General features: G+C 72.1%; 19 protein-coding genes and 1 pseudogene. 11 read left to right on the top strand and 9 right to left on the bottom strand.

Annotation, left to right across the window (positions count from 1 at the left end):
- Positions 1-109 precede the first annotated feature (109 nt).
- Complete coding sequence (locus ABZY45_RS25270; RefSeq protein WP_356743241.1) at positions 110-1,180, top strand: glycoside hydrolase family 43 protein; 1,071 nt, start codon at positions 110-112, stop codon at positions 1,178-1,180.
- A 36-nt stretch (positions 1,181-1,216) separates the two neighbouring features.
- On the opposite strand, the gene helR is transcribed toward ABZY45_RS25270, so the two are convergent.
- From helR to ABZY45_RS25255, 3 genes are all read right to left on the bottom strand, one after another.
- Positions 1,217-3,388 carry an RNA polymerase recycling motor ATPase HelR gene (gene helR / locus ABZY45_RS25265; protein WP_356743239.1) on the bottom strand — a complete coding sequence of 724 codons (2,172 nt, stop codon included), beginning with the start codon at positions 3,386-3,388 and terminating at the stop codon, positions 1,217-1,219.
- 200 nt (positions 3,389-3,588) lie between these two features.
- Positions 3,589-4,836 (bottom strand): glycosyltransferase, encoded by a 1,248-nt coding sequence (locus ABZY45_RS25260; RefSeq protein WP_356743238.1) that lies wholly within the window; start codon positions 4,834-4,836, stop codon positions 3,589-3,591.
- A 212-nt stretch (positions 4,837-5,048) separates the two neighbouring features.
- The gene (locus tag ABZY45_RS25255) at positions 5,049-5,786 is read right to left on the bottom strand and encodes an NAD(P)H-binding protein (RefSeq protein ID WP_356743236.1); all 738 of its coding nucleotides are present in this window, start codon (positions 5,784-5,786) and stop codon (positions 5,049-5,051) included.
- A gap of 282 nt (positions 5,787-6,068) precedes the next feature.
- On the opposite strand from ABZY45_RS25255, the gene ABZY45_RS25250 reads away from it, so the two are divergent.
- The 3 genes from ABZY45_RS25250 (at position 6,069) to ABZY45_RS25240 (ending at position 10,327) form a co-directional block, all read left to right on the top strand.
- Positions 6,069-7,499, top strand: a complete 1,431-nt coding sequence (locus ABZY45_RS25250; RefSeq protein ID WP_356743235.1) for a hypothetical protein — start codon at positions 6,069-6,071, stop codon at positions 7,497-7,499.
- A gap of 132 nt (positions 7,500-7,631) precedes the next feature.
- Positions 7,632-9,002 (top strand): MoxR family ATPase, encoded by a 1,371-nt coding sequence (locus tag ABZY45_RS25245; protein WP_356743234.1) that lies wholly within the window; start codon positions 7,632-7,634, stop codon positions 9,000-9,002.
- The gene (locus ABZY45_RS25240; protein WP_356743232.1) at positions 8,999-10,327 is read left to right on the top strand and encodes a VWA-like domain-containing protein; all 1,329 of its coding nucleotides are present in this window, start codon (positions 8,999-9,001) and stop codon (positions 10,325-10,327) included. Before ABZY45_RS25245 ends, ABZY45_RS25240 begins: the two co-directional genes overlap by 4 nt.
- A 35-nt stretch (positions 10,328-10,362) precedes the next feature.
- Here ABZY45_RS25240 and ABZY45_RS25235 read toward each other — a convergent pair whose 3' ends face one another.
- Positions 10,363-10,929: a GNAT family protein gene (locus ABZY45_RS25235; protein WP_356743231.1), complete on the bottom strand. Its 567-nt coding sequence runs from the start codon at positions 10,927-10,929 to the stop codon at positions 10,363-10,365.
- A 493-nt stretch (positions 10,930-11,422) separates the two neighbouring features.
- Here ABZY45_RS25235 and fxsT point away from each other — a divergent pair, with 493 nt between their 5' ends.
- The 3 genes from fxsT to ABZY45_RS25220 are packed head-to-tail and all read left to right on the top strand — an operon-like array spanning position 11,423 to position 19,262.
- Entirely contained in the window at positions 11,423-16,954 is a 5,532-nt protein-coding gene (fxsT, locus tag ABZY45_RS25230) for an FxSxx-COOH system tetratricopeptide repeat protein (protein ID WP_356743229.1), read from the top strand.
- Positions 16,955-16,959: 5 nt separating this feature from the next.
- Positions 16,960-18,231, top strand: a complete 1,272-nt coding sequence (locus ABZY45_RS25225) for a CHAT domain-containing protein (RefSeq protein ID WP_356743227.1) — start codon at positions 16,960-16,962, stop codon at positions 18,229-18,231.
- The gene (locus ABZY45_RS25220) at positions 18,228-19,262 is read left to right on the top strand and encodes a hypothetical protein (RefSeq protein ID WP_356743225.1); all 1,035 of its coding nucleotides are present in this window, start codon (positions 18,228-18,230) and stop codon (positions 19,260-19,262) included. Before ABZY45_RS25225 ends, ABZY45_RS25220 begins: the two co-directional genes overlap by 4 nt.
- A gap of 162 nt (positions 19,263-19,424) precedes the next feature.
- On the opposite strand, the gene ABZY45_RS25215 is transcribed toward ABZY45_RS25220, so the two are convergent.
- From ABZY45_RS25215 to ABZY45_RS25205, 3 genes are all read right to left on the bottom strand, one after another.
- On the bottom strand, positions 19,425-19,640 hold the full coding sequence (locus tag ABZY45_RS25215) for a hypothetical protein (protein ID WP_356743223.1): 216 nt from the start codon (positions 19,638-19,640) through the stop codon (positions 19,425-19,427).
- A gap of 57 nt (positions 19,641-19,697) precedes the next feature.
- Positions 19,698-20,384 carry a DUF6766 family protein gene (locus tag ABZY45_RS25210; protein ID WP_356743221.1) on the bottom strand — a complete coding sequence of 229 codons (687 nt, stop codon included), beginning with the start codon at positions 20,382-20,384 and terminating at the stop codon, positions 19,698-19,700.
- A 144-nt stretch (positions 20,385-20,528) separates the two neighbouring features.
- Positions 20,529-20,948, bottom strand: coding sequence for a hypothetical protein (locus ABZY45_RS25205; RefSeq protein ID WP_356743219.1), 420 nt, complete (start codon positions 20,946-20,948; stop codon positions 20,529-20,531).
- Positions 20,949-21,617: 669 nt separating this feature from the next.
- Here ABZY45_RS25205 and ABZY45_RS25200 point away from each other — a divergent pair.
- On the top strand, positions 21,618-22,937 hold the full coding sequence (locus tag ABZY45_RS25200) for an amidohydrolase family protein (protein ID WP_356743217.1): 1,320 nt from the start codon (positions 21,618-21,620) through the stop codon (positions 22,935-22,937).
- A 33-nt stretch (positions 22,938-22,970) separates the two neighbouring features.
- A pseudogene (locus ABZY45_RS25195) lies at positions 22,971-23,081 on the top strand (dihydrofolate reductase); the annotation flags it as partial.
- A gap of 116 nt (positions 23,082-23,197) precedes the next feature.
- Here the strand turns inward: ABZY45_RS25195 and ABZY45_RS25190 are convergent.
- On the bottom strand, positions 23,198-23,536 hold the full coding sequence (locus tag ABZY45_RS25190; RefSeq protein WP_356743215.1) for a MerR family transcriptional regulator: 339 nt from the start codon (positions 23,534-23,536) through the stop codon (positions 23,198-23,200).
- A gap of 876 nt (positions 23,537-24,412) precedes the next feature.
- Here ABZY45_RS25190 and ABZY45_RS25185 point away from each other — a divergent pair.
- Together ABZY45_RS25185 and ABZY45_RS25180 are read left to right on the top strand one after the other, a co-directional pair.
- Positions 24,413-24,772: a hypothetical protein gene (locus ABZY45_RS25185; RefSeq protein WP_356743213.1), complete on the top strand. Its 360-nt coding sequence runs from the start codon at positions 24,413-24,415 to the stop codon at positions 24,770-24,772.
- Between the two features lie 377 nt (positions 24,773-25,149).
- Positions 25,150-26,124, top strand: a complete 975-nt coding sequence (locus tag ABZY45_RS25180) for a glycosyl hydrolase (RefSeq protein ID WP_356743211.1) — start codon at positions 25,150-25,152, stop codon at positions 26,122-26,124.
- A 102-nt stretch (positions 26,125-26,226) separates the two neighbouring features.
- On the opposite strand, the gene ABZY45_RS25175 is transcribed toward ABZY45_RS25180, so the two are convergent.
- Positions 26,227-26,904 (bottom strand): alpha/beta hydrolase family protein, encoded by a 678-nt coding sequence (locus ABZY45_RS25175; protein ID WP_356743209.1) that lies wholly within the window; start codon positions 26,902-26,904, stop codon positions 26,227-26,229.
- Positions 26,905-26,996: the final 92 nt, after the last annotated feature.

Genomic DNA, 26,996 nt, shown 5'->3' with positions numbered 1-26,996 from the left:
AGGCCAGGATCGGCGGGATTCCCCAGACATTGACATGTCCAGGCCCAATCTGGATGCTGTGAGAGCGCTCTTTTCATCGATGTACAACCGGCCCTCATGGAGCGGGATGATGCAGCTTTCTCGTTGCCTTTCCGGTATCGCCGCGTTCGCCCTGTCCGCCGTCCTCGCCGCGGCGGTCTCCCTCACCTCCGCCGATCCGGCCCTGGCGGAGCAGACAGGTCTCCGCGCCGCGGATCCCAGCGTCCTCCGCGTCGGCGGCACCTACATCTCGGTGCAGTCGACCGGGGGCGGCATCGCCGTACGGCAGGCCGCGTCCACAGCGGGGCTGGCCACGGCGCCCGCCCGGCAGGTGTGGTCGGACGCCCGCGGTCTCGGGGAGGTCTGGGCCCCCGAGATCGTGCGGGACGGCGGTCGCTACTACGTCTACTTCGCGGCCGGCCGGGGAGCCGCCCACCGGATGTACGTCATCAGCTCCGCCGCTCCCGACATCGGGTACACCGCCGAGACGAAGCTCGCCCTCCCGGACGACAAGTGGGCCATCGACGGCACCCTGTTCACCTTCGGAGGGCAGCGCTGGTTCGTGTGGTCCGGCTGGGCGGGCGACACGAACGTCGAGCAGAACCTCTACATCGCCCGGATGAGCAGCCCGACCACACCCACCGGTGCCCGGTACGTCATCTCCCAGCCCCGGGAGAGCTGGGAGAGGGTGGTGGGCAACCCCTTCATCAACGAGGCCCCCGAGGCGATCAAGGACCCGAACGGGCAGCTGCACATCGTGTACTCCGCCAACGGCAGCTGGAGCGACCAGTACTGCCTGGCCGACCTCCGGCTGCGTGCGGGCGGCGATCCGACGTACGTGTGGGACTGGTACAAGTCGAACGGCTGCCTGTTCGGCTCCCACCGCGCGACGATGATGTCCGGCTGGGACCCGACGCTGTACGTCAACGGCCCCGGCCACCACAGCTTCGTCCTGCTCGACGGCGACATCGGCACGAGCCCGCCGGCCGGCCCCCGGTTCCCCCTGATGTTCCACGCCGTCCCGAAGGGGACGCCGTACACCTGGGAGAACCGGTACTGGTACACCGGCACCTTCGCCTGGTGGGGCGGCACCACTTACAGCCGCGCGAACGTCCCCGGGCCGAACACGGACACCGGCTGGAGCCTCAAGTTCTTCGAGTGAGCCGAGGGGCCCGCGCCTCGGCGGCCCGCCGGTGACTCAGGAGCTCGTGAGGATCACGAGCTGCTGAGTCGCCCGGGTCATCGCGACATAGCGGTCGACCGCCCCTCCCACCCCCTCGCCGAAGCCCTCCGGGTCGACGAGCACGACCAGGTCGAATTCGAGCCCCTTCGACAGCTCCGGCGTGAGCGAACGGACGCGCGGCGTCTCCCGGAATCCGGGCGCGCCGATGACACAGGCGGTCCCCTCCGCGTGTTCGGCCAGCCAGCCGTCGAGGACGGCGCGCAGCTCCGAAGCGGAGCCGTGCGTGACGGGGACACCGGTGCTGCGGACGGAGGACGGCACATTGGCGTCCGGCAGTACCGCCCTGATGACCGGCTCGGCCTCCGTCATGATCTCCTGCGGCGTGCGGTAGTTGATGCTGAGGGAGGCCAGGGTGATCCGGTCCAGGCCGACCCGCTCCAGCCGTTCCTTCCAGGACTCGGTGAACCCGCGCCTCGCCTGGGCCCGGTCCCCGACGACGGTGAAGCTCCGGGACGGGCATCGGATCAGCAGCATCTGCCATTCGGCGTCGGACAGTTCCTGCGCCTCGTCCACGACGACATGCGCGAACGGTCCTGCGAGCAGGTCCGGTTCGAGCCCGCCGGCTCCGCCCGTGTCGGCCAAGGCGTCCTTCAGGTCCTGCCCGTGCAGCATCGCCACCGCTCCCTCGCTGTCGGCATCGGCCTCGAGGAGGGTCTCGACGGCGAGGAGGGAGTCGATGACATCGGCCATCCGCGCGCGCTCGGCGGCCACGGCGGCGCTGTGCCGGTGCTTGCGCCGCGACGCCTCGGGGTCCCCGAGCCGCTGCCGTGCCGCGTCCAGGAAGGGCAGGTCGGACACGGTCCAGGCCCGGGCGTCGGCCCGCTGAAGCCGTGCCACGTCGTCGCGGCCGAGCCACGGGGCGCACATGCGCAGGTAGGCGGGGACCGTCCAGAGGTCTCCGACGAGATCGGCGGCATCGAGCAGCGGCCACGCACGGTCGAAGACCGCGAAGAGGTCCCTGTTCCGGCGCAGTGACGTGCGGAGCGTCTCCTCGGGGGCGTCGCCGTCGTGCTTGTCCACGAGGATCGTGAGCAGTTCCTCCCAGATCTGGTCGCGGGCCTCGTTGTGCGCGGCACCCGGATCGGCCGCGTCGAACGCGGCGGCCCAGTCGGCGGCGCTCAGCCAGATGTCGGACCAGTGGGTCTCGACCCTCAGCCCCTTGCCGGGCGGCGTCTCGTAGAACCTCACGGCCGCCTCGACCGCCTTCACCAGATCGGCGGACGACTTGAGGCGCGCCACCTCTGGGTCGGACTCGGTCCCGGCCCCGGCCCCCTCGGCCACGAGGTCGCGCAGGGTGCAGGTCTGCACGCCCTCCTCCCCGAGGCTGGGGAGGACATCGGCGACGTACCCCAGGTAGGGCTGGTGGGGCCCGACGAACAGCACGCCGCCCCGGCGTTGACCGAGGTGCGGGTCGGAGTGCAGGAGATAGGCGGAGCGGTGCAGGGCGACGACCGTCTTGCCCGTGCCCGGACCGCCGTCGACGACGAGAGCGCCCTTGGACCCCGCGCGGATGACGGCGTCCTGGTCGGCCTGGATGGTGCCGAGCACGTCGCGCATGCGGGAGGAGCGGTTGCTGCCCAGGCTGGCGATGAACGCGGACTGGTCGTCCAGCGCGGCGTGCCCGGCGAAACCCTCCGGGGTGAACACCTCGTCCCAGTAGTCGCTGATCCGGCCGCTGTTCCAGCGGTACCTGCGCCGGCTGGCCAGGCCCATCGGGTTGGCGTGGGTGGCCCCGAAGAACGGCTCGGCCGCAGGGGAGCGCCAGTCGATCAGCAGCCGGCGGCCGTTGCTGTCCGTGAGGCCGAGACGGCCGACGTACAGGGGCGCGGAGCCGTCCGCGCCGGCCATGTGCCCGAGGCAGAGGTCGAGGCCGAACCGGCGGAGGGTGCGCAGGCGGCTGGTCAGGCGGTGGATCTCCACGTCCCGTTCCATGGCCTGCCGGCCCACACCGCCGGGCGCTCTCCGCGCGGCGTCGAGGCGGTCGGAAAGGTCGGCGATCGATTCCTTCAGGCACTCCGCGACAGCGGCGAAGTGCTCCTCGTCGCGGGCGATGAGCGTCGCGTCGGCCTTGGAGGAGAGACGGTCGGGAAGGTCGAACGCGCTGGTGGTCAGGGGGTGGGGGTTCACAGCATCAGCTCCGATGAGGGCGGGCCACGCCCGTGGCGGGGAGGCCAGGGATGGGTGACCGGCGGGAGAGGGGCGCAGGCGGACGACAGGCGCCGTCGGACGGGAGGCGCAGGCGGACGTGCGGCACGGCGTCGGCGGCCCACGCAAGTGAGGTCCGGACGGCCGGGTGCGGCACGGCGCGGGTGGCCTGTGGAAGGGGGTCAGACGGAGGCCGGCGGACGTGCCCCGCCGATCACCCGGGTCAGCAGGTTCGCGGCCGCGCTCGTCCCGTCGGTACGGATCGTCCGCGCCACGCCGGCGGCCCGGGCGCAGGTCTCCGGGGTGAGGACCGCACGGAGCGCGGCGGAAAGCGAGTCCAGGGTGGGAGCCGGCCCGTCGTGGGCGACGCCGATGCCCAGCGAGGCCACCCGTTGCGCCCAGTACGGCTGGTCCGCGATCTGCGGCACCACCACCTGGGGCGCGCCGGCCCGCGCGGCTGTCGTCGTCGTACCTGCGCCGCCGTGGTGGACGACGGCCGACACCCGGCGGAACAGCGCCTTCTGGTCGATCTCACCGACGACGAGGCAGTCCTCCAGGTCGTCGACGAGGGCGAGGTCCGCCCAGCCGCGCGAGAGCAGGACGCGGCGGCCCTGCGCGCGTACGGCCTCGACCGTCACCCGGGCGAGCTCCTCCGGGTCACGCATGGGCATGCTGCCGAAGCCCACGTACACCGGCGGGGTCCCGGCGTCGAGGAACCTCTCCACGTCGTCGGGGAGCGGGAGTTCCCCGCCCCGGAACCAGGCGCCCGTCTGCTCCACCTCGAAGTCCGCGGACTCCGTCCACGGGGCGAGCACCGGGTCCGCGGCCAGCCACGGACGACCGGTGAGGACGTGACCGCGCACGTCGGTCACCGGGGGCAGGCCGACCGATGCCCTGTGGGTGTTGATCCCCTCGCCGAACAGCGCGTTCATGTTCTCGGCGTCCAGGTCCCACAGGTCCAGGTTGCCGGTCACCTCCGGCGGGAACGGCCGGCCCGCGTACGCGAACGGCGGGTGGTGCGGGGACGGCAGGTAGGTCGGGAAGCAGGCCACCCACACATAGGGGATGCCCAGCTTCTCGGCCACCGCCCGCGCACCCGCCCCGGCCGGGATCAGCCCGGTGGCCAGTACCGCGTCACACCCGTCGGCCACGGCGGCGACCGACTCGTACGCCGAGGCGGTCAGCGCCGCCGCCCGCCGGGGCAGATCCGCGGGCGCCAGGGGCTTCGTCCCCGTCACCTGCCCTTCCACCATCGGGCGCAACGGTGCCCCGAGGGGCGCGGACGGGAGGCCGGCGCCCTCCAGCAGTTCCGAGAAGTCCGGCGGCGCGCAGACCCGCACCTCCCATCCGAGGCCCCGCAGACACAGCGCGAGACCCACCATCGGTTCGATGTCTCCGCGTGACCCGTACGCCACCAGCAGCACACGCAATTCGTGACCCTCGATTCCTTCGGTTCCGGGTTCGGCCGCCGATTCTGCGCCACCGAGGGGGCCTTGCCGCAAGGCCCCCTGTGCGCTATACCTTGAGAGTGGAAAGGAGTGGGTCCTCCTCCTTCCGCTCTTCACGCCCCTCGATCGGGCCCTCTTTCCTTCCCCTCGCACTCCGACGCGTCGTGTGCGCCGTCGCCGTGCCCGCGGCCCTGTCAGGTGTTCTCGAGCCAGTCGGTGTAGCGGGTGGTGGCGATGCGGGCGCCGCCACCGGCGGTGAGCACGCTACCGGGGACGGCCGCGAACATACCCGCGGTGTCGTCGGTCGTCACCGATCGCCCGTCACCCCTGAAGGTGAGGGTGAGCCGCCCGAGTTCGTCCAGGGGGTAGACGTCCGGGCCGGCGATGTCGAGGATGCCGCCGAGCGGGGGCCCGGCCGCGACGTCGGCGACGGCGGCGGCGACATCCGCCGCGGCGATGGGCTGGATCGGTGTGCGGGGCAGGCGGACCGCATCGGTGTCGGCCGTCCAGGACAGGACGGCGTCCATGAACTCCATGAACTGCGTCGCGCGGACGATGGAGTAGGGCACCGCGCCCTGTTCGAGAAGGTTCTCCTGGAGCGTCTTGGCCCGGTAGTAGTCGAGGTCGGGCACCTGGTCGACGCCGACGATGGACAGGATGACGAAGTGCCCGGTCCCCGCCCGTTCGGCCGCGGCGAGGAGGTTCTCCATCGAGGTACGGAAGAACGCCGGGGAGTCGTCGTCGAAGGTCGGGGAGTTGGTCAGGTTGACGAGCACATCGGCACCCGACAGCGCCGCGTCCAGGCCCTGACCGCTGAGGACGTCGACCCCGGTGGAGAGAGAGTGCGGCACCGCTTCATGTCCGGCCTCGTTCAGATTCCGGACCACCCGCGAGCCGATCAGCCCGGTACCCCCCACAACTGCGAACTTCATCTCGCGCCCTGCCCTTCCTCGCCGGTCAACGGACCTGTTGTCCGCCGTGGGCCCCATGCCAGCCTGTGGGGTCCGGTGTGTCCGGCAGGGACACGCGTGGGCGCCCCGGACGGCCGAAAGGCGCTCACGCGTCGCGGCGTGCGTCCCGGGGAGCGACGGGAAGCAGCGGCGACCACCCGGAAAAAGATGTGGACCCTCTGACGGCTTCGGGCTACGCTCCCGCACGATGACTACTCGATGTGTTCACGGATTGGGGGTCCCTACCGCGCAAGGTGAGTGCTGATGCTCACCGAGACCGCGTTCGGGGATTCCCGCCTTTCCTTCTGGCTGCGCGTGCGTGACGTCGCCGTGCCGCCCTCCATGATCGAGACCGCGACGGTCCGGCGTACCGCCGGCGACTGGGCGGGCGCGTGCGCCGCAGCCGGAGTCGACGTCGACCTCGATCTGCGCACCGTGACCCGGGTCCACGGCAGCGGCACGGCCGCCCGCATCCGGGCCGACCTGCGCCGTCTGGCGCCGGATCTGCTGCGGTGGCACATGCCCAGAACCGCACCCGGCGGTTTCCTGAGACCCGGTACGGCCCTCACCCTCGCCCGGTACGACGAGCCCGGACGGGCCCACCCGCTGCACCTCGTGGTGCGCACCGCCCCCGCGTGGGCGGACGGCGGTCAGCGGATCAGTCTCGCGGTCCGGGCCGGCCCCGACCCGGCCGGCCTGGACGGGGGGCCCGCCGGCCGCTACCGGACACCGGACCGGCGCTTCCGTCTGGATCTGCACCGGCACCTGTGGGACGCGAGCCGCAGCGCCGAACTGCGCAGCCGCTCCGGGGCCGACGGTCCACCGGGCGAATACGGCTCCGCCGCGTCCGCACCGCCGTGGGCCTCGTCGGTGCCCGGCCCCGAGCGGTTCGCGCTCGACCGGTGGGCCGACGAGGCGGCACTGCTGCTGGCCGCCGAGGGACGTCCCGGAGGGGGCCGGGTCTCCGTACGCGTCGGAGGCCGGCGCCGGGTGCTGCTGGACGTACGCGTCTCCCCCGGTACCTCGGGGGCGGGCGGTGGAACAGCCGAGGTGAGGTCGGCCGAGGTGGTCCGCGCGAGCGCCCGGACGGGGCTCCCGGTCCTGCCGGACGCCGCCACCTGGGTGCTGCCCGACCTCGCGCTGCTGCGCAGCGGCAGCGTCGGGCCGGACCGGCTGCATCCGCTGGTCGCGGCGGCACTGGCCCCGGGGGGACGACGGCCCGCCGGCTCCGGCGTGGACACGGACGGCCTCGCGCCACCGCGCGTCGTGGACTGCCGGGGCGCCCGTCACCGGATCGCTCTCGTCGAGGGGGAACTGGTCGCGCTGGACCACGGACCGGCCGAGATCCGGCGCGAGGAGCTGCTGGCCGCGCTGACCGGCACTCCGCTCCCCTGCCTCCAGGCCATCGACACGGCGCACCGCCGACCGGACGGGCTCACCGACATCCGTGACCGGCTGGAGCACGGGGACACGGCGGGCGCGTTGTCCAGGGTCGAGGACCTGCTCGGTACCGAGGCGCGGCTGAGGGACGGCGACCTGCGCGACATGCTGCGGGACGCCGCCCAGCGGCGCGTGACGCACGGCCTGTTCAGGGCTGGGCTGGCCGATCCGGGCCCGAAAAAGGGCCCGCGTGAGCGGGCTCTCTTCCGCGCCGGAGTCCACCGTTCGCGCCCCCGGCAGGCGTCCTACCACTGACCGCACCGGGCGACGGCTCCGCCTCGCGGGGCCGCCCGGCCCGCACCCGTGACACGACGTGACGTACGACCGTCCCGCGCGCCCGTGACTCCGGGCCGCGGTCTCCTTCGACGACCCCTCAGGTGATGCCTCATGACCACGTACATCCCGCTGCCCGCTGCCACGCCGCCGACCGGAACCACCGAGCCCGGGCCCGACACCCCGCCCGCGGCTGTCCCGCAGGGCCCCTCCACCGGCACGCCCGGCGCTCAGCCGCAGCCCTCGTCGGGAACTCCGCAGTCCCCGTCCGGACCGGCCTCCCGGCTGGAGGTGTCCGGGGCGCTGCTGGCCCTGTTGCGCGACACGGCCACCGCTCCACGCCAGGACCCGCAACTGGAGGCGCTGACCCTCGCGGTGGCGGCCGACCTGCCGGTGCTGCTGTGGGGCGAGCCGGGCATCGGGAAGACGGCCGCCCTCACCCAGCTCGCCACCACGCTGGATCTGCCGCTGACGACGGTGATCGCCAGCGTGCACGAACCCTCGGACTTCTCCGGTCTGCCCGTCATCGGGGACGATCCCGCGACCGACGGCGTCCCCATGGCCCCGCCGGACTGGGCGGTGCGGCTGGTGCGCGCGGGGCGCGGCCTGCTCTTCCTCGACGAACTGTCCACCGCCCCGCCCGCGGTACAGGCGGCGCTGCTGCGGCTGGTGCTGGAACGCCGGGTCGGCGCGCTGCGTCTGCCGCCGGGCGTACGGATCGTGGCCGCCGCCAATCCCCGCTCATCGGCAGCGGACGGATGGGAGCTGAGCCCGCCGCTCGCCAACCGGTTCGTCCATCTCCAGTGGGCGCACGACCCCGATGTCGTGGTGCGCGGCCTGGGCGGAGTCTGGCCCCGGGCCGTACTGCCGACGCTCGACGCCGACAGGCTGCCCGAGGCCGTCGCCTTCGCCCGCCGCGCCGTGTGCGGACTGCTGGGCGCGCGGCCCGCCCTCGTGCATCAGCTGCCCTCCACCGAGGCCCGGCGCGGCGGGGCGTGGCCGTCGCCTCGCAGCTGGGACATGGCGCTGTGCCTGACGGCCTTCGCCACCGCCGCGGGCGTCTCCCGCGACGTCCTGTCCATGCTGGTCAGGGGGACGGTGGGGGACGGCCCCGGCCTGGAGTTCCTGTCCTACCTGGACCGGATGGACCTGCCGGATCCGGAGGACCTGCTGGCCGACCCGGAGAACGCGGAGCTCCCCGGACGCGGGGACCTCCGCCAGGCGGCGCTGGACGCGGTGGTCGCGGCGGTCCGCGCCCGCCCGGAGCGGGAGCGGTGGGACGCCGCATGGGCGCTGCTGGCGCGGGCGGCGAGCACCGGTGCGCCGGACCTGCTGGTCGTTCCCGCGCAGACGCTCGCCTCCCTGCGCCGTGACGACTGGGAGGTGCCGGAGTCGATCGAGGGACTGGCGGGAGCGGTGTCGGTGTCCCGGCGCGCCGACCGGGCGAAGGCGCGCGCTTTCACGATGACCGGGGCGAGCCGATGAGCGCGACACCCTCCGGCACGTCCGCCGCACCCCGGCCGCCGCTCCCCCGCGGCCCCGGGGCAGCCCGCCCCGCGCGGCCCCCTCATGACTCCCCCGGGGGCACTCTGGACACGGCGAAGCTCTTCGCGGCCCGGTTGCAGGCGGCCCGCGTGCGGCCCTATCTGGCGACGGCTCTGTTCGCCTTGCAGCCGGTGGAGTCCCGGCAGGTGCCGACGATGGCCGTCGACCCGTACTGGCGGTGCTACGTGTCCCCCGGCTTCGTGGACCGCACCTCCGTGGAGAGGCTGGCCGGGGCGTGGGTGCACGAGGTGTCGCACCTGCTGCGGGACCACCACGGGCGCAGCGACCGGTACGCGCACCGCCATGAACTGAAGGGCGCGGCGGAGCGGTTGCGGATGAACATCGCGGCGGACTGCGAGATCAACGACGACATCTTCGGCGACGGCCTGGTGGCTCCCGAGGGCGCTGTCCGTCCGGCGTCCCTCGGGCTCCAGGACGGCGAGCTGATGGAGGACTACCTCCGCCAGTTCCGGCTCGGCCCGCACACCGCTCACCTCGCGTGGCTGGAGTGCGGCAGCGGCGCGGACGGCCTGCGGCGCGCGTGGGACCTCGGGCCGGACGGTGCGCACGGACTGAGCGCGCAGGAGCGGGACGCGGTGCGCTTCAGGGTGGCGCAGGGCATCGTCGGCCACCCGGGGAACGCGCCCCGGGGGTGGCGGCGCTGGGCGGAGGAGGCCTTCCACCCGCCCCAGCCGTGGCGGGAGTTGCTGGGGTCGGCGGTCCGGGCGGCGGCGTCCGCACCGGGCACGGGCGAGGACTACGTGTACGGCAGGCCGGCGCGGCGTTCCGCTGCGGTTCCCGGCGCCGTCCTGCCGAGCCTGCGGCGCAGGCCGACCCGGGTCGTCGTCGTGATCGACACCTCGGGCTCGGTCAGCGACGCCGAACTGGGCAGCGCGCTCCTGGAGGTGGCGGCCATCTCCAGGGCCCTGGGCGGGCGCCGGGACCTGGTGGGCGTGCTGTCGTGCGACGCCGCGGCGGGCCGCGTCCGCCCCCTGTGCGGCGGGGCCGAGGGGGTCGAGCTGCTCGGCGGGGGCGGGACGGACCTGCGCGCGGGGCTCGCCCGTGCTCTGGAGACCCGCCCCCGTCCGGACGTCGTGGTCCTCCTGACCGACGGCCGGACTCCCTGGCCGTCGCGGCGCCCGCAGTGCCGGACGGTGGTGGGTCTGTTCGGGCGGCTCCATGGGCGTTCGTCCTACGACGAGTCCGACCCCGAGTACGTCCCGGACCGGCCGCCGAGTTGGGCACGGGTGGTGACCATCGGTTAGGTACGCCTCCGGGTGAGCCCCCCTCGGCCCGGGAGTCAGCGCAGCGACGGGCGCGGGTGCGTGGCCCAGTGTTCGTCGGCGGTGATGCCGAGCAGCACGACGTCGTGGTGGTCGCCGGCGAAGTACTCGTGCTGGCGGAGCCGCCCCTCCTCGACGAAGCCGAGCGTTCGGTACAGGGCGAGGGAGGCATCGTTGAAGGCGTAGACCTCCACCTCGCACTTGTTGTAGCGCTGTTCGGCGAACATGTAGGTGAGGACGAGTGCGGTCGCCTCGGCCGCGTACCCCATGCGGCGGTGCGCACGGCTGATCTCGATGCCCGTCCTGAACCGTCCCGCGCGGCTGTCGGTCTCGCCGACCGTCACGGCCCCCGCGAACGTCCCGCCGGCCAGCTCCTCGATCACCAGCCGGAAGGCGTCGCCACCCGGAGGGCGTCCGGCCCGATCGGCGGTCCAGGCGCGGAAACTCTCGGCGGAGCGCGGAGGGTCGACCAGGTCGGCGTTGCGGGCGTCGTGCGTGTCCCGGGCCAGGTCGCGAAAGCCTTCCCAGTCCTCGGGTTCGACGCCTCGCAGACGTATCCGCTCCCCGGTCCACATGTCACCCATGGGCGCACCCACCTCCGTCTCGGTCGCAGGCGCCGGCGGCCGCGCGCTTCACGCCCGGCACACCACTACGCCGCGCGTCCGCCTGCGGATCACTGCACAGCGCCGGTCCCGGCGCGGTAGACCCCGGTCCCGTGGGGCACGGTACCCGGTGACGGGGGGCTCCCGCCCGGCACCGGGGGCGGGATCGGCTGCCCGTCGCCGGTCCCACGACCGAATGCCCGGATTCCCGCACGTACCCGGTCGCCGTCCCGCCGGGGGCCGAGAGGGCCGCAGGCGCCGACGATGCAAGCGAACACACGCCACCATCAGGGGAGTTGGCCGGTTCTCTCCGGTGGCGGACCGTCGTGCGTGACAGCCTTCGCCCGCCTCCCTACAGTGACCTTCCCACGTCTCACGCGTTCTCGGGATCGCCCGGCGCCGACCACCCGGTGGCGGTGCGTCCGGCACGGAGAAGTAATGACGTGTACGAGGTGGTCAGCAGCCTGGGGGAGCGATGATCATCACCGAGCAGTCGCGCGCCGCTGCGGAAGAGGTCGTCCGCAGCGGTCAGGCCCTGCTGGGCCAGGAGGGCGAGAGCTCTCGCCCCGGCAGTGATCCGCACGCGGAGCAGCACACGACGGTCCTGTCCGGCGAGGCGAAGACGGCCGCCGCACGGATCACCCCGGACCAGCCCCTGGACAATCTGCCGGCCTCATCGAAGCAGCCCTTCGTCGGCCGTACGGAAGCCCTCGCGCGGCTGGCCGCCTCCCTGGCGGACGGCGGCGGGGTCATCACCCAGAAGTCGACGACCACGGTGAGCGGCCTGGGCGGCATCGGCAAGACGGCGCTGGCCCTGCACTACGCGCACGAGCGCCGCGACGAGTACACCCTCGTCTGGTGGATCACCTCCGAGAGCGAGGAGCAGATCGCCTCCGGGCTGGCCGACCTCGCACTGACCCTGTACCCGGACTGGTCCAGGCAGGCCACACCCGTGGAACGCACCGAGTGGGCGCTGGTCTGGCTGGAGGAGCACCCCAGCTGGCTGCTCATCTACGACAACGTCGAACGGCCCGAGCACCTCACCCCGTTCCTCGGACGGCTCCTCTCCCGTGGGCACCAGCTGGTGACGAGCAGATGCCGTACCGGCTGGCCCGAGGGCGCCGAGCTGATCAGCCTCGACGTGCTCAGCCACCAGGCGGCCGTGGACCTGCTGTGCGCGCCCGCGACGGGCCAGGACGGGATGGGGGCCACCCCGGCGGGGCGCACCCCGGCCGACCGCGCGCAGGCGGAACTGCTCGCGGACGACCTCGGGTATCTGCCCCTGGCGCTCGCCCAGGCGCGCGCCTATCTCCGCGAGACCAGGACCGGCTTCGCGGCCTACCGGACGAAGCTGACCCACAAGGCGGAGGTGGGCCTCAGCGGTGACAGCGCGGCGGCCCGCGCCGTCGCCAGGATCTGCCGCACCAGTCTGGAGGCCATCCGGACCCGGCACCCGCTGGCGGTGTCCATGCTCCACACGCTGGCCTGGTACGCCCCCGAGGCCCTTCCCCTCTCCGTGCTCAAGCACATGGACGGCAGCCCGAAGGAGACGGACGCGGCCCTCCAGGCGCTGAGGAACTATCACCTCGTCACCATGGGGCCCGCCGGAATCGCCCTGCACCGGCTGCTCCAGCGGACGCTGCGGGAGGCGGCGGCCACCCAGGTGCCGGACGCCCGGGGACGCGCGGAGCGGGCGCTGGCCGCCGCGGTGAGCGCCGCACCGGGGGGCGTACGCCCGTTCCTCACCCACATCCAGGCGCTGGCGGCCACGGGAACGGCCGAGGACGCCGAGGCGGACGCCGCGCTGGTCGCCATGTACCGCCAGGGAGCCGAGGAACTGGTCGCCCGGGAGCAGCACGTCCTGGCCATCCCGCTGATGCAGAGGGTCGTGGACTGCGGTACGCGTCTGCTGGGCATCGACCGCGAGCCCGTGCTCAGCCATCGCGACCGCCTCGCCGAGCTCCACGCGAAGGCGGGCGATCCGGTCGCGGCCATCAGCCTGTGCAAGGACCTCTTCCTCGACCGCACGACGGTCTCCGGTCCCGAGGCCCCGGAGACTCTGGCCAGCCGCGAACGTCTGGCGTACGCCTACCGCAAGGCCGGCGAGGTGATGCGTGCGGTCAGGGAGCTGGAGGCGGTCGTCGCCATCCGTCTGCGCGTGCAGGACCCGGACCACGAGGACACGCTCCGCAGCCGCAACGACCTCGCGTACGCGCTCCAGACCGCGGGACGTCACGTGGACGCCGTCAGGGAGTTCGAGGCGGTCGTGGCCGACCGTGAACGCATCCTGAGCCCGCGGCACAAGGACACCCTCACCAGTCGCACCAATCTCGCCTACGCCTACCGGTCGGCCGGCGACCACGCGACGGCGCTGCGCCTCTACGCCCAGGCGGTGGAGGACCGGAGCTCCGTGCACGGCCCCGACCACCCCGACACCCTCACCAGCCGTGGCTGGCTCGCCTCCGCGCATCTCGCGGCGGAGAACCCGAGGGCCGCGGTCGGGATCTACACCGAGGTGGTGAGCGCCCGGACGCGCGTGCAGGGGGCGGATCACCCGGACACCCTGCGCAGCAGGCAGGACCTCGCCTACGCCGTCGTCGACGCCGACGGGCCCGACGCGGCGCTGCCCTCGTTCGAGTCGCTGGCCAAGGACAGCGCGCGGGCGCAGGGCCCCGACCACCCCGCGACGCTGGACTACCGCAACGACATCGCCGTGGTCCACCGGCTCCGGGAGGACCACGCTCAGGCGACCGCCTGCTACGACGCGGTGATCTCGGACTACACGAGGGTCCGGGGGGAGTTCCACCAGGACACCCTGCGCGCCCGTGGAGCCCTCGCCTACGCCCTGCAACTGTCCGGGGACCTCCGCCGGGCTCTGGAGGAGCGCAGGAGACTGGTGGCCGACCGGACCAGGGCGCAGGGCAGGGACCATCCGGCGACGCTCACGGCACGCGGGGGTCTGGCCACCACCCTGCGCGCGGCCACCGAGTTCAAGGACGCCATCAGGCTCCTCACGGAAGTCCGGGACGACCGGATCAAACTGCTCGGACCGGAACACCCGCACGTCCTGGGGACGCGTGAACTCCTCGCCTTCACCCTCCAGGACGACGGGCGGCACGCCCAGGCGGTCGAGGAACTGCGCAGTCTGCTGGCCGACATGGAGGGGTTCCTGCGCTCCGACCACCCACGCATCCTCGCGGTCCGGCGCTCACTGGCCGAGCTGTACGCGGCGGAGCGCCGCCACGCGGATGCCGTCCGGGAGTACCGCGCGCTGATCGAGGACCACACACGGGTGCACGGCCGGGACCACCCGAGGACCCTGCACATCCGCGAGCGGCTCGGCGTCGCTCACCACGCGGCCTCCGAGTTCGATCTGTCACTCGCCCTGCTGGACGCCCTCGTCGCGGACCGGACGCGTGCGCGCGGCCCTCACCACCCGCAGACCCTCGGCACCCGTGACCTGCACGCCTGGGTCCTGCGGTCCGCCGGCCGTCACGACCGGGCGATCGCGGAGTGCGAGCGACTGATCGACGAGCGGACGCGGCTGCTCGGCCCGGAGGCGCCCGCGACCCTGGACACGTACAACTGGCTGGCGCTGTCCCACCTGGGGGCGGACGAACACCGCAAGGCCATCGAGGTGTTCACCCGGCTGCTCGCCACACGCCGCCGGCTGCTGGGGGACGAGGCACCGGCGACCCTGCTCGTCACCGAGAACCTGGCGGACACCCGTTCCGCCGCCCAGGACCACGGGCAGGCCATCGCCCTGTACGAAGAGGTGGTCACGGCGTGGAGCCGGGCCTGGGGGCCGGCCCATCAGCGCACCCTCTCCGCGCGGCGCGACCTGGGCCTCGCCCAGCGGGCCGCCGGACGGCACGAGGCCTCGCTGTCCACACTGATGGCCGTGCTGGAGAAGCAGGCGGAGCGCGACGGCGACGACCACCCCGGGACACTCGGTCTCAGACTCGACGTCGTCGCCGGCCACATCGCGGCGGGAAACCACCTCCTCGCCGAGGAGCTCGCCGGGCCACTGGTGGACGACTACGTCCGCGTACGCGGCCAGGACCACACGGACACCCTGAACGCGCGTTCCTGGCTGCTCTACGCATGGACGCGATCCGGCCAGGTTCGGCGCGCGGTCACCGGCCTCCGTTCCCTCCTGGACGACCGCGTGCGGCTCCAGGGGCAGGCACACGTCGCGGCGATCAACACACGCGCCATGCTCGCCTTCGCCTTCGAGGAGTCGGAGGAGTACGAGCAGGCCATCGCGCTGAGCGAGTCGGTCGTGGCGGACCGGACCCGCGTCCAGGGCGCCTCGCACGCCGAGACCCTGGCCGTCCGGGCCGTCCTGGCCAGGCAGCGCGAGCTCGCGGGCGACCGCACCGGGGCCCTCCGGGACCTGTCGCGGCTGTTGGCGGACCACGAGCGGCTCCTGGGCCCTGAGCACACCGACACACTGGAGGTCCGCGACGACCTCGTCTGGATCCTGCTGGGCGGTTCCACGGCCCAGCCCGGTCTGCGCGCCGCCCGGCATCTCGTGGCCGTGTGCGGCCGGGCCCTGGGCGCCGACCATCCGCGTACGCTCAGAGCCCGTGCCAAGCTGGCCCGGACGCACGTGTACGCCGGCGACATCGGCGAAGGGCTGCGGCTCCGCGAGGAACTCGTACGGGACTTCGGCCGGGTGCTCGGGCCCGGCCACGCCTCGACACTCCTCGCCCGCCTGGACCTCGGCTACTCGCTCCGTCTGGCGGGTGAGCGGCAGCGCGCCGTGCGGCATCTGCTCGAACTGGTCGAGGACAGCAACCGGATCCGGGGCGCGGACCACGTCGCGAGCGTGGCCTGCCGCGCGAACCTGGCCTTCGCCATCTGGGAGACCGGCGACCTCGCCTGGGCTCTCCCCGTCCTGGAGGAGCTGCTCAAGCAGTGCGAGGAGGTCCTTGCCGAGGAACACGGGTGGACCTCACGCGTCCGCTCCGACGTGGCCTGGGTACTCGCCGATTCGGGGCTGACCGATCGCGCGGTGCACCTGGCGAGGCAGGCGGCGCAGGACACCGTACGGATCTTCGGCGCGGGTCACCGCCGCACCTGGGACACCTCGGCGGCCCTGGGGCACGCGCTGTTGCAGGCGGGGGAACCCGACGAGGCGAGGACGGTGCTGGAGGACCTGCTCCGCGACGTCAGCCGGCGGCAGCCCGGCGACGACTGGCCGCAGGACATCGGCGGGCTCGTCCGGGTGCACCTGCGGGCGGCGGCCCTCGAACCCTCCGGGGAGTACGGGACCGAGGGGTTCACGCCGGAGTCGCTGGAGGCCGAGGAGGATCTCGTCCGGCTGCGCCTGGTGGTCGAGTTCTACGCCGACCGCCGGGGCGCCCGCCTGCCGAGCCTTCCCGTCGAACTCTCCCGGCTGCTCTCCGACCTGGAGCACCGCGCGGACGCCGTCACTCTGCTGGAAGCCGTGCACGCGGGGCGCTCCCGGGTGCTGGGGGCCGATCACCCGGACACCCTGGAGAGCCAGGCGGAGCTGGTGCTCGCCCGCCTGGAGACCGACGATCCCGTCGACCCCGACCGGCAGAGCGACCTGCTGCGCCGCTGGGAACGGGTCTTCGGAGCGGACCACCCCGACACCGGGGAACTGCGCTGGCGCCTGCGCACCGCACGGCCCGCCTGGCAGCCCAGACTCACGCTCCTCGAGGACGCCGCCGTGGGCACGACGTCGTCCGTCGAGATCCGTCTGGAGAGGCAGGCGGACGTGGCGGCGCCCGATCTCGACCGGATCGAGGTGGTGGCGGACTGCCGCACCGACGCGGTCGTGCTCCCCGTCGTCGTGGAGTACACACCCGGTGGCCCGCCCGCCGTGTTCTCGTTCACCCCACGGGAGCACGGGGCGCACAAGCTCCGTTTCACCCTCTACGACCACGCGTCCGGGCACGCGCTCCAGGAACTGGAGACGGCGGTCCACGTACCCGATGCCGAGCAGCGCGGCAGTGCGCGCGAGCAAGGGAGCGACTGACCCGGATGGCACAGGAACTCACCGTCGAGATAGTGCGCAACCCGTCGTCCGGTTACACGGTCCCCCCGCCTCGCGGCGAGCGGGACGCCGCTTCCGGGGCCCCTCGTGACCTGCGCGTCCTGCTGCGCCACGCCGAGCGGGACGGCCTGACCGTCACCGCCTTCGCGTCGTGGCTCCCGCCCCGGGAGCAGTGGCGCGGAGCGCGCCTGGAGACGACGCCCCAGACCCTGGTCAGCAAGGCCGGCACGCTGCGTTTCGAATGGAAACGTCTGGTCGTGGACCACATCGACGAGACGCCAGGCCCGGGGATGCGGATAGGGGGCCGTCCGCTGTCCGAACAGACCGATCTGACGGGGCACTCGGCACTCGTCGAGACCCTGGTGAAGAATCTCGCCGAGGAGGGCTTCGACGTACTCGACGTCATGCTCGACGGCAACGACCCCGGGCTGCGGAGCTTCCGTACGTTCCTCCTCGACACCCTGGCCGAGGAGGAGAACCTCCGCGTCAGCTTCGACTCGGACCTCCCCCTCCCGTGGCCCATGCTGGCCGTCGACCCGTCCCGCTGCGCGGACCCGTGGGACGCCTTCCTCGGTCACCGGCACCAGGTCGAACAGGCGAGTCCTGCCTACTCGTGGGTCGACCAGATGGCGCTGGGGCCGCGCCGTCGGGCGGTCACCAGCCTGAACACCGACACCACCCTCGACCGGGTGGGACGGGCGTCGGACGTGCGGGACCTTCTGGACAGCCGTTCCCGTCTCACCGTCCGTACGCGGGCGGAGGACCTGCTGGACGCCCTCAACAACGAGGTGCTGCCGGAGGACCTGATGTACTTCTGGTGCCACGGGACGTTCATGGACGAGGGCACCCCCGACCGGCGCCTGGTCATCAAACTGTCCGACGCGGACCTGATCGACAGCGCCAAGGTGCGCCGCAGGCGCAGGCCCCTGCGGGGCAGGCCCCAGCGCTTCAAGCCGTTCGTCCTGCTCAACGCCTGCCACACCGGCCAAGCGGCCACCGGCACGCACGTCGACCACCTCGGCGCGGCACTGATAGACCTCGGCGCGGACGGCGTCCTCGGCCCGCAGATCGAGATACCGCAGGTCTTCGCGTCGGAGTACGCCTACTCCTTCCTGGAGATGTACCTGACGGGGCGGCACACCGCAGGGGAGATCAGCCAGATCCTGGTCAGGGCCTTCGCCACGAAGTTCCGCAACCCCCTCGCTCTCACCTACTCGCTCCACTGCGGCCTCCACAGCCGGCTGGACCTCGCCTCATGACCGCCGACGTGCTCCTGAGGGCAGTCCCGGAACCGGTCGTGGTCGATCTGGACGAACAAGGCCGGCTACGGACCCCGGAGGGCGCGCCCGTGCCCGTCGGTCAGGTCGCCGCCCACCTGGCCAGGCGGCTGCGGATCCCCGAGTGGGCGACGGACATCCACGTCTACGTGCACGGGTGGCGTACGCCTCCCGAGACCGCCGCACGCAACGCGACGAAGCTCCTCGCCCAGGCCGTGGGCCTCTGGGCCGACCGTCCCGACCTCTACCCCGGGCTGGCGGGCGCCTACCGGCCCTGGAGCGTCGTGGTGCGCTGGCCGTCCTCCAGCCGCCCTACCCTGGGCGGCTACCGCCTGATCCGGGACCGCGCCCACTCCATGAGCGCCGACGGCGCCGGCCACGCCCCGTACGTCATCGGGCACCTGCTCGGCTACCTCGACGCCGAACGGACCGATCCGCGTGCCTCCGCCGTACTCGCCAACCGCAACGGGCAGTACCTGCACCTGGTGGGCCATTCGTTCGGCGGCCGGTTCCTGTGCGAGGCGATGCAACGCGCCGCCGAACGTCCTCCCGTCCTCTCGTGGAGCACCCCGTACGACTCCCGCCGGCCCTTCACCGTGGACAGTGCGCTGATCTTCCAGATGGCGGCGCCACGGGACGCCTTCGTCCGGCGGTTCGCCACGCTCTTCCCGTCCGCCGGGCATCCGGGTGCCCCGCTCCGGGGACCGCTGGTCCTGACCCACTCGCGCTGGGACCGTGCCACCGGTTTCTGGCACCTGCGGGCGGAGGGCGAACCGGGCATCGGTCATTCGGGGGCGGGCCCCGCGCCCGTTCCGCAGTTCTCGACCAGGCTGCTCACCACACGGGCGCGCTATCCCCAGGAGGTCCTGGACCACCGGGTCGTCAACGTCAACGCGGACCGGGTGTACCGGGGCAGCCGCCTCACCCGCCTCTCCCCCGCGGGCGCGCACTCCGACTTCCTGCGCCCCGAGTCCGCCCACCTGCTGCTGACCCTGGCGGAGCGCTCACGCTGACCCCGGGCCCGGCGGGGGCGGAGCGCGGCCGGGCCGTGACCGGCACGGCCGGCGAGCGGCACTCTCACCTGCCGGGGCTGCCGGGCCCACCGGGTGCAGGCCGTACGGAGGACGCGTGGGCCGCCGGTGGCCCGCCCACCTCCACCCGGACGGTCCCCGCCCTCAGCTGACCAGGATCTGGGTGGACGGCTCCTTGATTTTGCCGTTCGCCCACCGCAGCTGCCGCAGTGTGTCGGGGTGACAGCGGCTCACGACGTCGAGCAGACCCTCGTCCCGCAGGAGCAGGAGTGCCGCCTGGGGCCGGCGGCCGGCCAACTCGCCCGCCTTGTCCCGAAGGTGAGCGGTGAAGGGCTCGGCGATCCGGTCCACGTCCCTCATACCGACCACACCTTCGTCCGTCCTGCCCTCACGCGTCTGAGGGAGCGGTTGTACTGCTCACCCCTCGACACCGGTGGAGGAGTGCGGGGACCCGACGGGTTTGGACTCCGGGGACCCGCGCTGGCGCAGATAGACGGAGAGGATGGCCATGGAGGCGACGGCGAGGAGTTCGGACTGCCAGTTCTGCAGACTCCGGCTCCAGAAGTCCGCGGACGAGATGTACTGCGTCCAGCCCATGGGGGCCTGGAGCTGGCGCAACTGCTCCGCGTTGTAGGCCGCGACGCCCGCGATGGACTGGGCCAGCCAGGACAGCAGGAAGAGACCGGCCATCACCATGCCGAGCGACCGGGAGAACACCGCCTGGCGCGCCCCGCCGACACCTGCCCAGCGCGGAGATCCCTCTCGGGCATGCGCTCCGGCCCGCTGCTCCTCGTCCGATTCCGGGCCGGCCTTGTGCATCTCCTTGGATTCCGGCGAACCACGCTGGAGCAGCCAGACGGTGGCGAAGATGTACAGGAAGAACTGCAGGTACTCCGACTGCCAGTTCTCGGTCACGTCCACGGCGAAGTCCGAGGTCGTCAGGTAGTCGAGGAAGCCGACCCGCGCCAGACCGTCGGTGGTGAGCTGATTGTTGAACTCCGCGCGCCCCGCTACGGCCTGCCCGGCGAGCGCGAGCAGGAAGGCGATTCCGAACCCGAGAGTTATCCCGTTGTCCCGCACGAACCGGCGCATGCTGCGTGCCATCGAGGTGTCATCCCTTCCCGTGGCCGAAGGGGCCCTGTCGGGGCGGGCGGAGGGCAGTCATCGCTGCATCAGCCCCACCGCGATGAAGTAGGCCAGACCGCCCAGCACCAGGGCCAGGCAGAGCGAGAACATGACGCGCATCCGTCACCCTCCTTCGACCGAGCACTGGTAGGGCCGGCCGGAGCGCGGGACGCATCCTGCGGCGACGATCTTCCAGCCGTCCTGGAACCGTGACAGGAACAGGGTGTCCGACCGCAGCACCGCCCGCGCCTGACGCCCGTAGACGTCGACACTGCGGACCGGGCCTCCGGCCGGAAGGTCCTGCGCGTCGATGGCGTCGAGGCACGGCTTCTTCTCGGAGTCCTCGACCTTGCTCCGTGTCTCGGGGGCCAGAGCCGCACACAACGCTGCCCGGTCGTCCCCGTCGAGCGCACGCTCGAACGTCCTGGCCACTCCCTTCACCTGGTCACCGCGTTCGCCGGGCCCGCCGCAGCCGGCCAGTACGGGCACGAGGGCGCACAGGGCGATGAGGGCCCGCGGGGCGTGCCGGCCTCGTCCACTCATGCCGGCTCCCTTCCTCACGCGTGTCCGCCTGTCACATCGTGGGTGACCACCTACCCGAATCGGCGCGGGACACGCCAGGGCCGAGCCGGGAGGCGCCGGTGCTCGGCCATCACCGCACAGGGGCACCGGTAACGGGGAAGACGCGGCTGCCGGCCCGGCAGAAAGCAGCTGTCGAGGCCGCGTGCGAGGCGCGGGAGCGCCGCGCGGCTCGGCTACGCCGCACTGCGTGTGACCCGCAATTTCGCAGCTCACCGTGGTGCGGGCACCACGGCCTCCCGCCGGGCCCGTCCCCACGCAAGCCGTCAGTGATCCGGTCCACCACACGCAGGCTCGCCACCGAGTAGTCCAGGGGCAGCCGGTTCCGCGCGGTGGCCCTCCGCACGAACTCCGGGGCCCCGGGCCGCATCTGGCCGGCCGGCAGCCGGCGCCCCGTGCTCCCGTTCGCCCCCACGTCCCACGCCGGGCCGGGCCCTTCGTGGTTCACCCGGCGTGGGGTCCGATCGGCCCCCTCTCCAGCCAAGCGATCGCACGGCTCGAAACGTCACAGCGTCGATCCGCACCAGCACACAACGGGGCCGGACACGGCCGCGCCGGGCTCCGTCTCCGCGCGCCCGCCGAGGCGCCCTCGGGTAGCGTGCGAAGACGTTCTCACAGCCCAGGAGTGTGACCGTGCCCAAGCCTTTCGCCCTGACCGGTGCCACGCTCGTCGAAGGTGACAAGGAAGGGACCGTACTCCCCGGCCGTACGGTCGTCGTCGGTCGTGACGGGCGCATCGAGGCCGTCGGGCCGACCGGCACCACCGACGTCCCCGCGCGTTACCGGCATCTGGACATGACGGGGCGCTTCGTCGTACCGGGGCTGATCAACGCGCACGCCCACCTGTTCTCTGACGGGCTGCCGCTGCCGCCGTACCTGGTGAACGAGAGGACCAGCGGACTGGTCGCCGCAGTGGGCAGGAGCCCGATCGGCAGGCTGGTCTTCAAGAAGCGCACCAGGACCAACGTGCGCACACAGCTGCACTCCGGTGTGACGACGCTGCGGAGCGTGGGTGACGTCGCCTACGAGGTGGTCGAGGTCGCGGCGGAGATCGACAGCGGGAAGTACCCCGGTCCGAGGGTGCTCGCGTCCGGCCCGCTCCTCGCCGTGACCGGCGGGCACGGCGCACCGCAGATCGCGCTCATCAGCGACTCCCCCTGGGAGGCCCGCCGCAACACGCGCATCAACGTGCGACGCGGCGTCAAGGCCATCAAGATCGCGGCGACGGCGGGTGTCACCGACGCCCGGACGGTCGGTCACGCGGGGCGTCAGGAGATGACCGAGGAGGAGATGACCGCCATCTGCGAGGAGGCGCACAACGCGGGCATCCGTGTCGCGGCGCACGCCCAGGGCGCCGCCGGCATCCTCGCCGCGCTGCGCGCCGGTGTCGACACGATCGAGCACGGGGCGGGCATGACCCCGGAGATCATCGACCTCTTCCACGACAACCCCCGGTCGCTGGCGGGATCATCGGCGCTCGTCCCCACCCTCCAGGCCTGCTTGCCGTTGGCCAGGTTCGACCGGCGCACGACCGGCGCGAACCGCATCGTCAAGGCCAACGCGGAGATGGTCCTGGACGAGATGCTGCAAGGTATCCAGGACGCACGGGACAACGGCATCGCGATCGGCATGGGCACCGACTCGGCCCTCACCTTCGTCACGCACTACAACGCCTGGCGCGAGCTGGACCTGCTCGTCCGTCACGGCGGGCTCACCCGCGCCGAGGCCCTCGCCTCCGCGACGCGGACCAATGCGGCGATCCTCGGCCTGAACGCCGTCACGGGCTCCGTCGAGGTGGGCAAGGCGGCCGACCTCGTCGTCCTCGACGCCAACCCGCTGGACGGTTTCCGCGCCTTCATCGACCCGGTCATGGTCGTCGCACGGGGCAAGGTCGTCGACCACCCGACCGTCACGCGCCACCCGGAACTGGACGTCCAGCTCGACATGCTGTGAGTGGCTCGGCCCCCCGGTACCGCCGCCCGGGGCCCTGGGCGTGGCGACATCGCGGTCAGCGGCGCGACCCTCGCCGCCGAGGCGGCCTCGTCGGGACTGATCGACGCGTACCGGGCCAGGATCTCCCCGGTGCTGCTGGGCGGCCCGTCGTGCGCTACGCCCGGCCCGGAACGCCCTGAGCCCGCTGCCCGGAACACGCGCGGTCCATGCCGGCGGCGGACCGCCCACGGACCCGCCGCCACCCGTCGGGTGCAACCGCTTCAGGCTCCGTCCGGAGGGCCGGGCGCTTCGGCGGTGCGGCGGTGTTCGGCATTGAGGCGCTGGGCCTCCTCGAGCTGGTCCTCGAGGATGACGATGCGACAGGCGGCCTCCACGGGAGTCCCCTGGTCGACGAGTTCCCGGGCGCGGGCAGCGATGCGCAACTGGTAGCGGGAGTAGCGGCGGTGGCCGCCCGCCGAGCGGAGCGGCGTGATCAGACGGGCCTCGCCGATGGCGCGGAGAAAACCCTGGGTGGTGCCGAGCATCTCGGCGGCCCTGCCCATGGTGTAGGCGGGGTAGTCGTCGTCGTCCAGACGACCGTACAAGTCCTCTGCTGTCATCGCACCTCTCTGTGGAACCGCGTCGAGGGGCCCTGGTGCCGTACGGCACCAGGGCCCCGAAGGAACTGCTACACCATCTGCCGGGCGTCTCAGTGCGCCGGCCCTCTGTTTCCGCGGGCCCGGCCAACATGCTGCCGGGGACGCGGGGATCGCGGTTGCTTGACCGGAGACCACCTCACTGTCGATGTCCTGCGGTACCCGGGTCCTGTATTACCTCCCGGGCGATCCTGATGGCGCCTCGCTCCTCCGTTCTTCCCTCTGAGATCACTCACTTACCTGAGATCACTCTCTTACTGTCCGAACCTCCCGGTGCGTGCGCCCGCAGCCGACGCCTTCACCGAGGTACCGCACCTACTTCACTGCTGAGTACTGCGAACTGCACTTTCGGGTACTGCCACTGGTACTGCTCACGGCGGCCCCTCACCACTGCGGGCCCCCCGGTCCGGTCGTCAGTCCCGTCACCGTCCTGCGACTTCCATGGCTCCGGAACTCCACCACCGCACCGTCCTGCGCGTACTGCCCGGCAGTTCGTCTCTGCCGAGCCCTGCTGTCTCTCTGGGCTACGAGAGAAACCATAGCTGCATCACCGCCCAAAGTCTACTCTCGGCGACATAGATTTCCGGGCGTTCGAAGGGGAGGTAGTCGGCCATAGCCGTCCGCGGAAGCTCAGGACTCAGCCCTCGGCCGAGGCCGCCCTTACGCGACCCGGCGGGCGTGAGGCCTTGGAGCACAGCCCCTGACCTGCACGGATACGCCGGGGACTGCACCGGCGCACGACCCATCGACCACGGTCCGCAGGGTGGCGAGCGCATGCCCGTTCCGCCAGGTAGCACCACCGTTGGAGCAGCCGAACAGTCGATGAATAGAATCTGCGTCATGTCGAAGCCTGACGAGCTGCTCGTCGAGATCGCCGCACTGGTGGAATCCGGGCAGAGCAATCAGATGTCCTTGACCGTGGTCACCGGTGGCGCTGTCATCACCGGCCGCCTGGCTCCCGAAGCCGTATGGAGGCTGAGGGTGTCGGACGTACTGACGGACTCGGACCACTTGGGAGAGTTCTCCACCGTGTTCGATGCCCCCACGGAGGAGGAAGCACCACCCACACACCTGCACTTCCATGTGGCCCGCATCCTGCAGGGCACGGTGGGCATCCCGGAGACGGGCGGAATGTACCGGGTCGCCATCGAGGACGTCAGCGCCTGGACCGTGGGCGACTTCAGCTATTCCGACCACTGAGCAACCATTCGAGAAAGCCCGACGCAGACGACGGGCCGGAACGGCACTCGCCGCTCCGGCCCGTTCCGCTGCTGCCCCGCCGGCTCCACGTCGCGCGTCGGCAGCGGGTCACCGGGCTGTCGCCGCGCTCGGCTCGGTCATTGCTCGCGGCCTCGCCCGCACTTCGCCCGGGAACACCGAAATCGAGGACAAGCGGCGAAAACGCCGCCCCGTTTAGGAAACGTTAAGTAAATTATGTTGCCGGTCGGCAACGAGAGGCGCCGCGAACCGTTGACGGGCAGCGGAAATTCCGACACCTTCATGGCGTCAAGTATTTCCGTTCCATCGCGAGAGCAGGGATGCCCGTGAGACGAACTCAACGCTTTGCCACTTCCGCCATGACTGCCGCAGCCGTATTCACGGCGGTATTCGCCTGGCCGGCATCGGAATCAGCGCAAGCGTTCCCCGCCACCCCCAAGCAGACGGTGATGAACTATCTGCAATCGATCTCCGGAAAGCAGATAGTTTCCGGGCAGCACAACAAGGAGCCGGCTTCGGCTCCCGGGCAGTACACGCAACAGGTCAAGGACGTCACCGGGCAGTACCCCGGCCTCTGGGGCGGCGACCTGATGTTCAACGCCGTGGACGTCGCCAACCGCCAGCGCGTGGTGGACCAGGCGAAGACCGAGTGGGCCAACGGATCACTGGTCTCCCTGACCTGGCACGCCTGTCCGCCCACCGGGGGCAACACCTGCGCGTTCGAGGGCGGCGTGAAGTCGAACATATCGAACACGCAGTTCTCGCAGATCCTCACCGACGGCAGCGCCCTGAACACCACGTGGAAGCGGCGCCTCGACGAGATCGCCCCGTACCTCCAGCAGCTGAAGAACGCGGGGGTCCCCGTTCTCTTCCGCCCGTTCCACGAAATGAACGAGTCGTGGAACTGGTGGGGCAACCGGCCGGGGTCCGCCGGAAGCGCGCGGCTCTTCCAGATCACGCGCGACTACCTCGCGGGAACCAAGGGCCTGGACAATCTCATCTGGGTCTGGAACGTTCAGGACAACCCGGCAGGCGGGTGGAGCAATTACTACCCCGGGAATCAGTACGTCGATATCGCGTCACTCGACGTCTGGTACAAGAGCCACCCGAGTTCTGCCGATTACCAGCAGATGAGAAACATCGCCGGGACAAAGCCCATGGCCATCGGGGAAATCGGCAAGATGCCGACTGCCACGATGCTGCAGAACCAGCCGCAATGGGCATGGTTCATGATGTGGTCCGAGCATCTGCGCGGGAACAACACCAATGCCGAGATCCAGGCGGCGTACTTCCATCCCCGCGTGCTGAACCAAGGTGAGGTCAGCCTCCCGTGAGGCCCGCTGTCGCCCTGGCCGACGCGGACTCGCGGCTCTTGCTCCGCGTCGGCCAGGGCGACGGCTTTCGTCGACGTCCTGACGGTTCGCAGCCGGGAGTGGTCACAGCCATCCGGACAGCCCGTGGAGAAAGCCGGCCGGATCGTCCCGGTGCACGGTGTGCCCCGCCCCCTGAACCGTCCGCGTGTGCCACCCCCGGCGACGCAGCGTCGTGGCCGCGGCCGGAGGAACCCTCTCGCTGGGGTCGGCGAGCAGGATCAGAGAGGGTACGACCGGGGCAGGCGGCAGACCGGGCAGGTGCGCCAGGGCGTCGACGGATCTCGGGTCCCAGGTCGCCAGGGCCTGATGCTCAGCGGTGACGTCGTCGTCGTGCCAGCGCGGATGCGCGGCCCGGATCTCCTTCCAGGTGGCGTGCTTGACGGCACGCAGGGCGGCCGGATCCCGGGGCCGGCGCACCCATGCGGGGTCGCAGTGGATCGCGCGGGCACAGCGCAGTCGGGGAACGGCGAGCAGCAGGGCGGCCGAGCCGAGTGAGTGGCCGATGGCGAGGTCGGGGCCCGCAGGCAGTGTTTCCAGCAGGTCGGCGGCCATAACGGCGGGAGTGTAGATCTCCCCGTGGTCACTCGCGCCGTGCCCCCGGAGGTCGACGGCGATGACCCGGTAGCCGTGATCGGCGACAGCGGGTGCGGCACGGTTCCACGTACGCGCGTCCGTCATGATGCCGTGTACCAGCACGGCTGTGCGGGGGCCTTTCCCCCAGACCCTGGTCGCGAGCCTCATGAGCGCGGCGGACCGCCGGTGACGGGAGCCGATGGAGCGGCGACGGAAGCACGGGCCGTCAGGAGGGCGGGCACGGATCTGCCGTGCGGTCG

The sequence above is a fragment of the Streptomyces sp. NPDC006516 genome, from assembly GCF_040611875.1.
GTDB lineage: Bacteria > Actinomycetota > Actinomycetes > Streptomycetales > Streptomycetaceae > Streptomyces.
This window is presented reverse-complemented; position numbering and strand designations above follow the sequence as displayed.

What these genes read in the sequence shown, in the direction of transcription:
- ABZY45_RS25220 (WP_356743225.1), top strand. Translation starts at nt 18,228, where the DNA reads ATGACCGCCGACGTGCTCCTGAGGGCAGTCCCGGAACCGGTCGTGGTC.
- ABZY45_RS25190 (WP_356743215.1), bottom strand. Translation starts at nt 23,536, where the DNA reads ATGACAGCAGAGGACTTGTACGGTCGTCTGGACGACGACGACTACCCC.
- ABZY45_RS25255 (WP_356743236.1), bottom strand. Translation starts at nt 5,786, where the DNA reads ATGAAGTTCGCAGTTGTGGGGGGTACCGGGCTGATCGGCTCGCGGGTG.
- ABZY45_RS25180 (WP_356743211.1), top strand. Translation starts at nt 25,150, where the DNA reads ATGACTGCCGCAGCCGTATTCACGGCGGTATTCGCCTGGCCGGCATCG.
- ABZY45_RS25205 (WP_356743219.1), bottom strand. Translation starts at nt 20,948, where the DNA reads ATGAGTGGACGAGGCCGGCACGCCCCGCGGGCCCTCATCGCCCTGTGC.
- ABZY45_RS25270 (WP_356743241.1), top strand. Translation starts at nt 110, where the DNA reads ATGCAGCTTTCTCGTTGCCTTTCCGGTATCGCCGCGTTCGCCCTGTCC.
- ABZY45_RS25225 (WP_356743227.1), top strand. Translation starts at nt 16,960, where the DNA reads ATGGCACAGGAACTCACCGTCGAGATAGTGCGCAACCCGTCGTCCGGT.
- ABZY45_RS25175 (WP_356743209.1), bottom strand. Translation starts at nt 26,904, where the DNA reads ATGAGGCTCGCGACCAGGGTCTGGGGGAAAGGCCCCCGCACAGCCGTG.
- ABZY45_RS25235 (WP_356743231.1), bottom strand. Translation starts at nt 10,929, where the DNA reads ATGGGTGACATGTGGACCGGGGAGCGGATACGTCTGCGAGGCGTCGAA.
- ABZY45_RS25250 (WP_356743235.1), top strand. Translation starts at nt 6,069, where the DNA reads ATGCTCACCGAGACCGCGTTCGGGGATTCCCGCCTTTCCTTCTGGCTG.
- fxsT (WP_356743229.1), top strand. Translation starts at nt 11,423, where the DNA reads ATGATCATCACCGAGCAGTCGCGCGCCGCTGCGGAAGAGGTCGTCCGC.
- ABZY45_RS25210 (WP_356743221.1), bottom strand. Translation starts at nt 20,384, where the DNA reads ATGGCACGCAGCATGCGCCGGTTCGTGCGGGACAACGGGATAACTCTC.
- ABZY45_RS25245 (WP_356743234.1), top strand. Translation starts at nt 7,632, where the DNA reads ATGACCACGTACATCCCGCTGCCCGCTGCCACGCCGCCGACCGGAACC.
- ABZY45_RS25215 (WP_356743223.1), bottom strand. Translation starts at nt 19,640, where the DNA reads ATGAGGGACGTGGACCGGATCGCCGAGCCCTTCACCGCTCACCTTCGG.
- ABZY45_RS25240 (WP_356743232.1), top strand. Translation starts at nt 8,999, where the DNA reads ATGAGCGCGACACCCTCCGGCACGTCCGCCGCACCCCGGCCGCCGCTC.
- ABZY45_RS25185 (WP_356743213.1), top strand. Translation starts at nt 24,413, where the DNA reads ATGTCGAAGCCTGACGAGCTGCTCGTCGAGATCGCCGCACTGGTGGAA.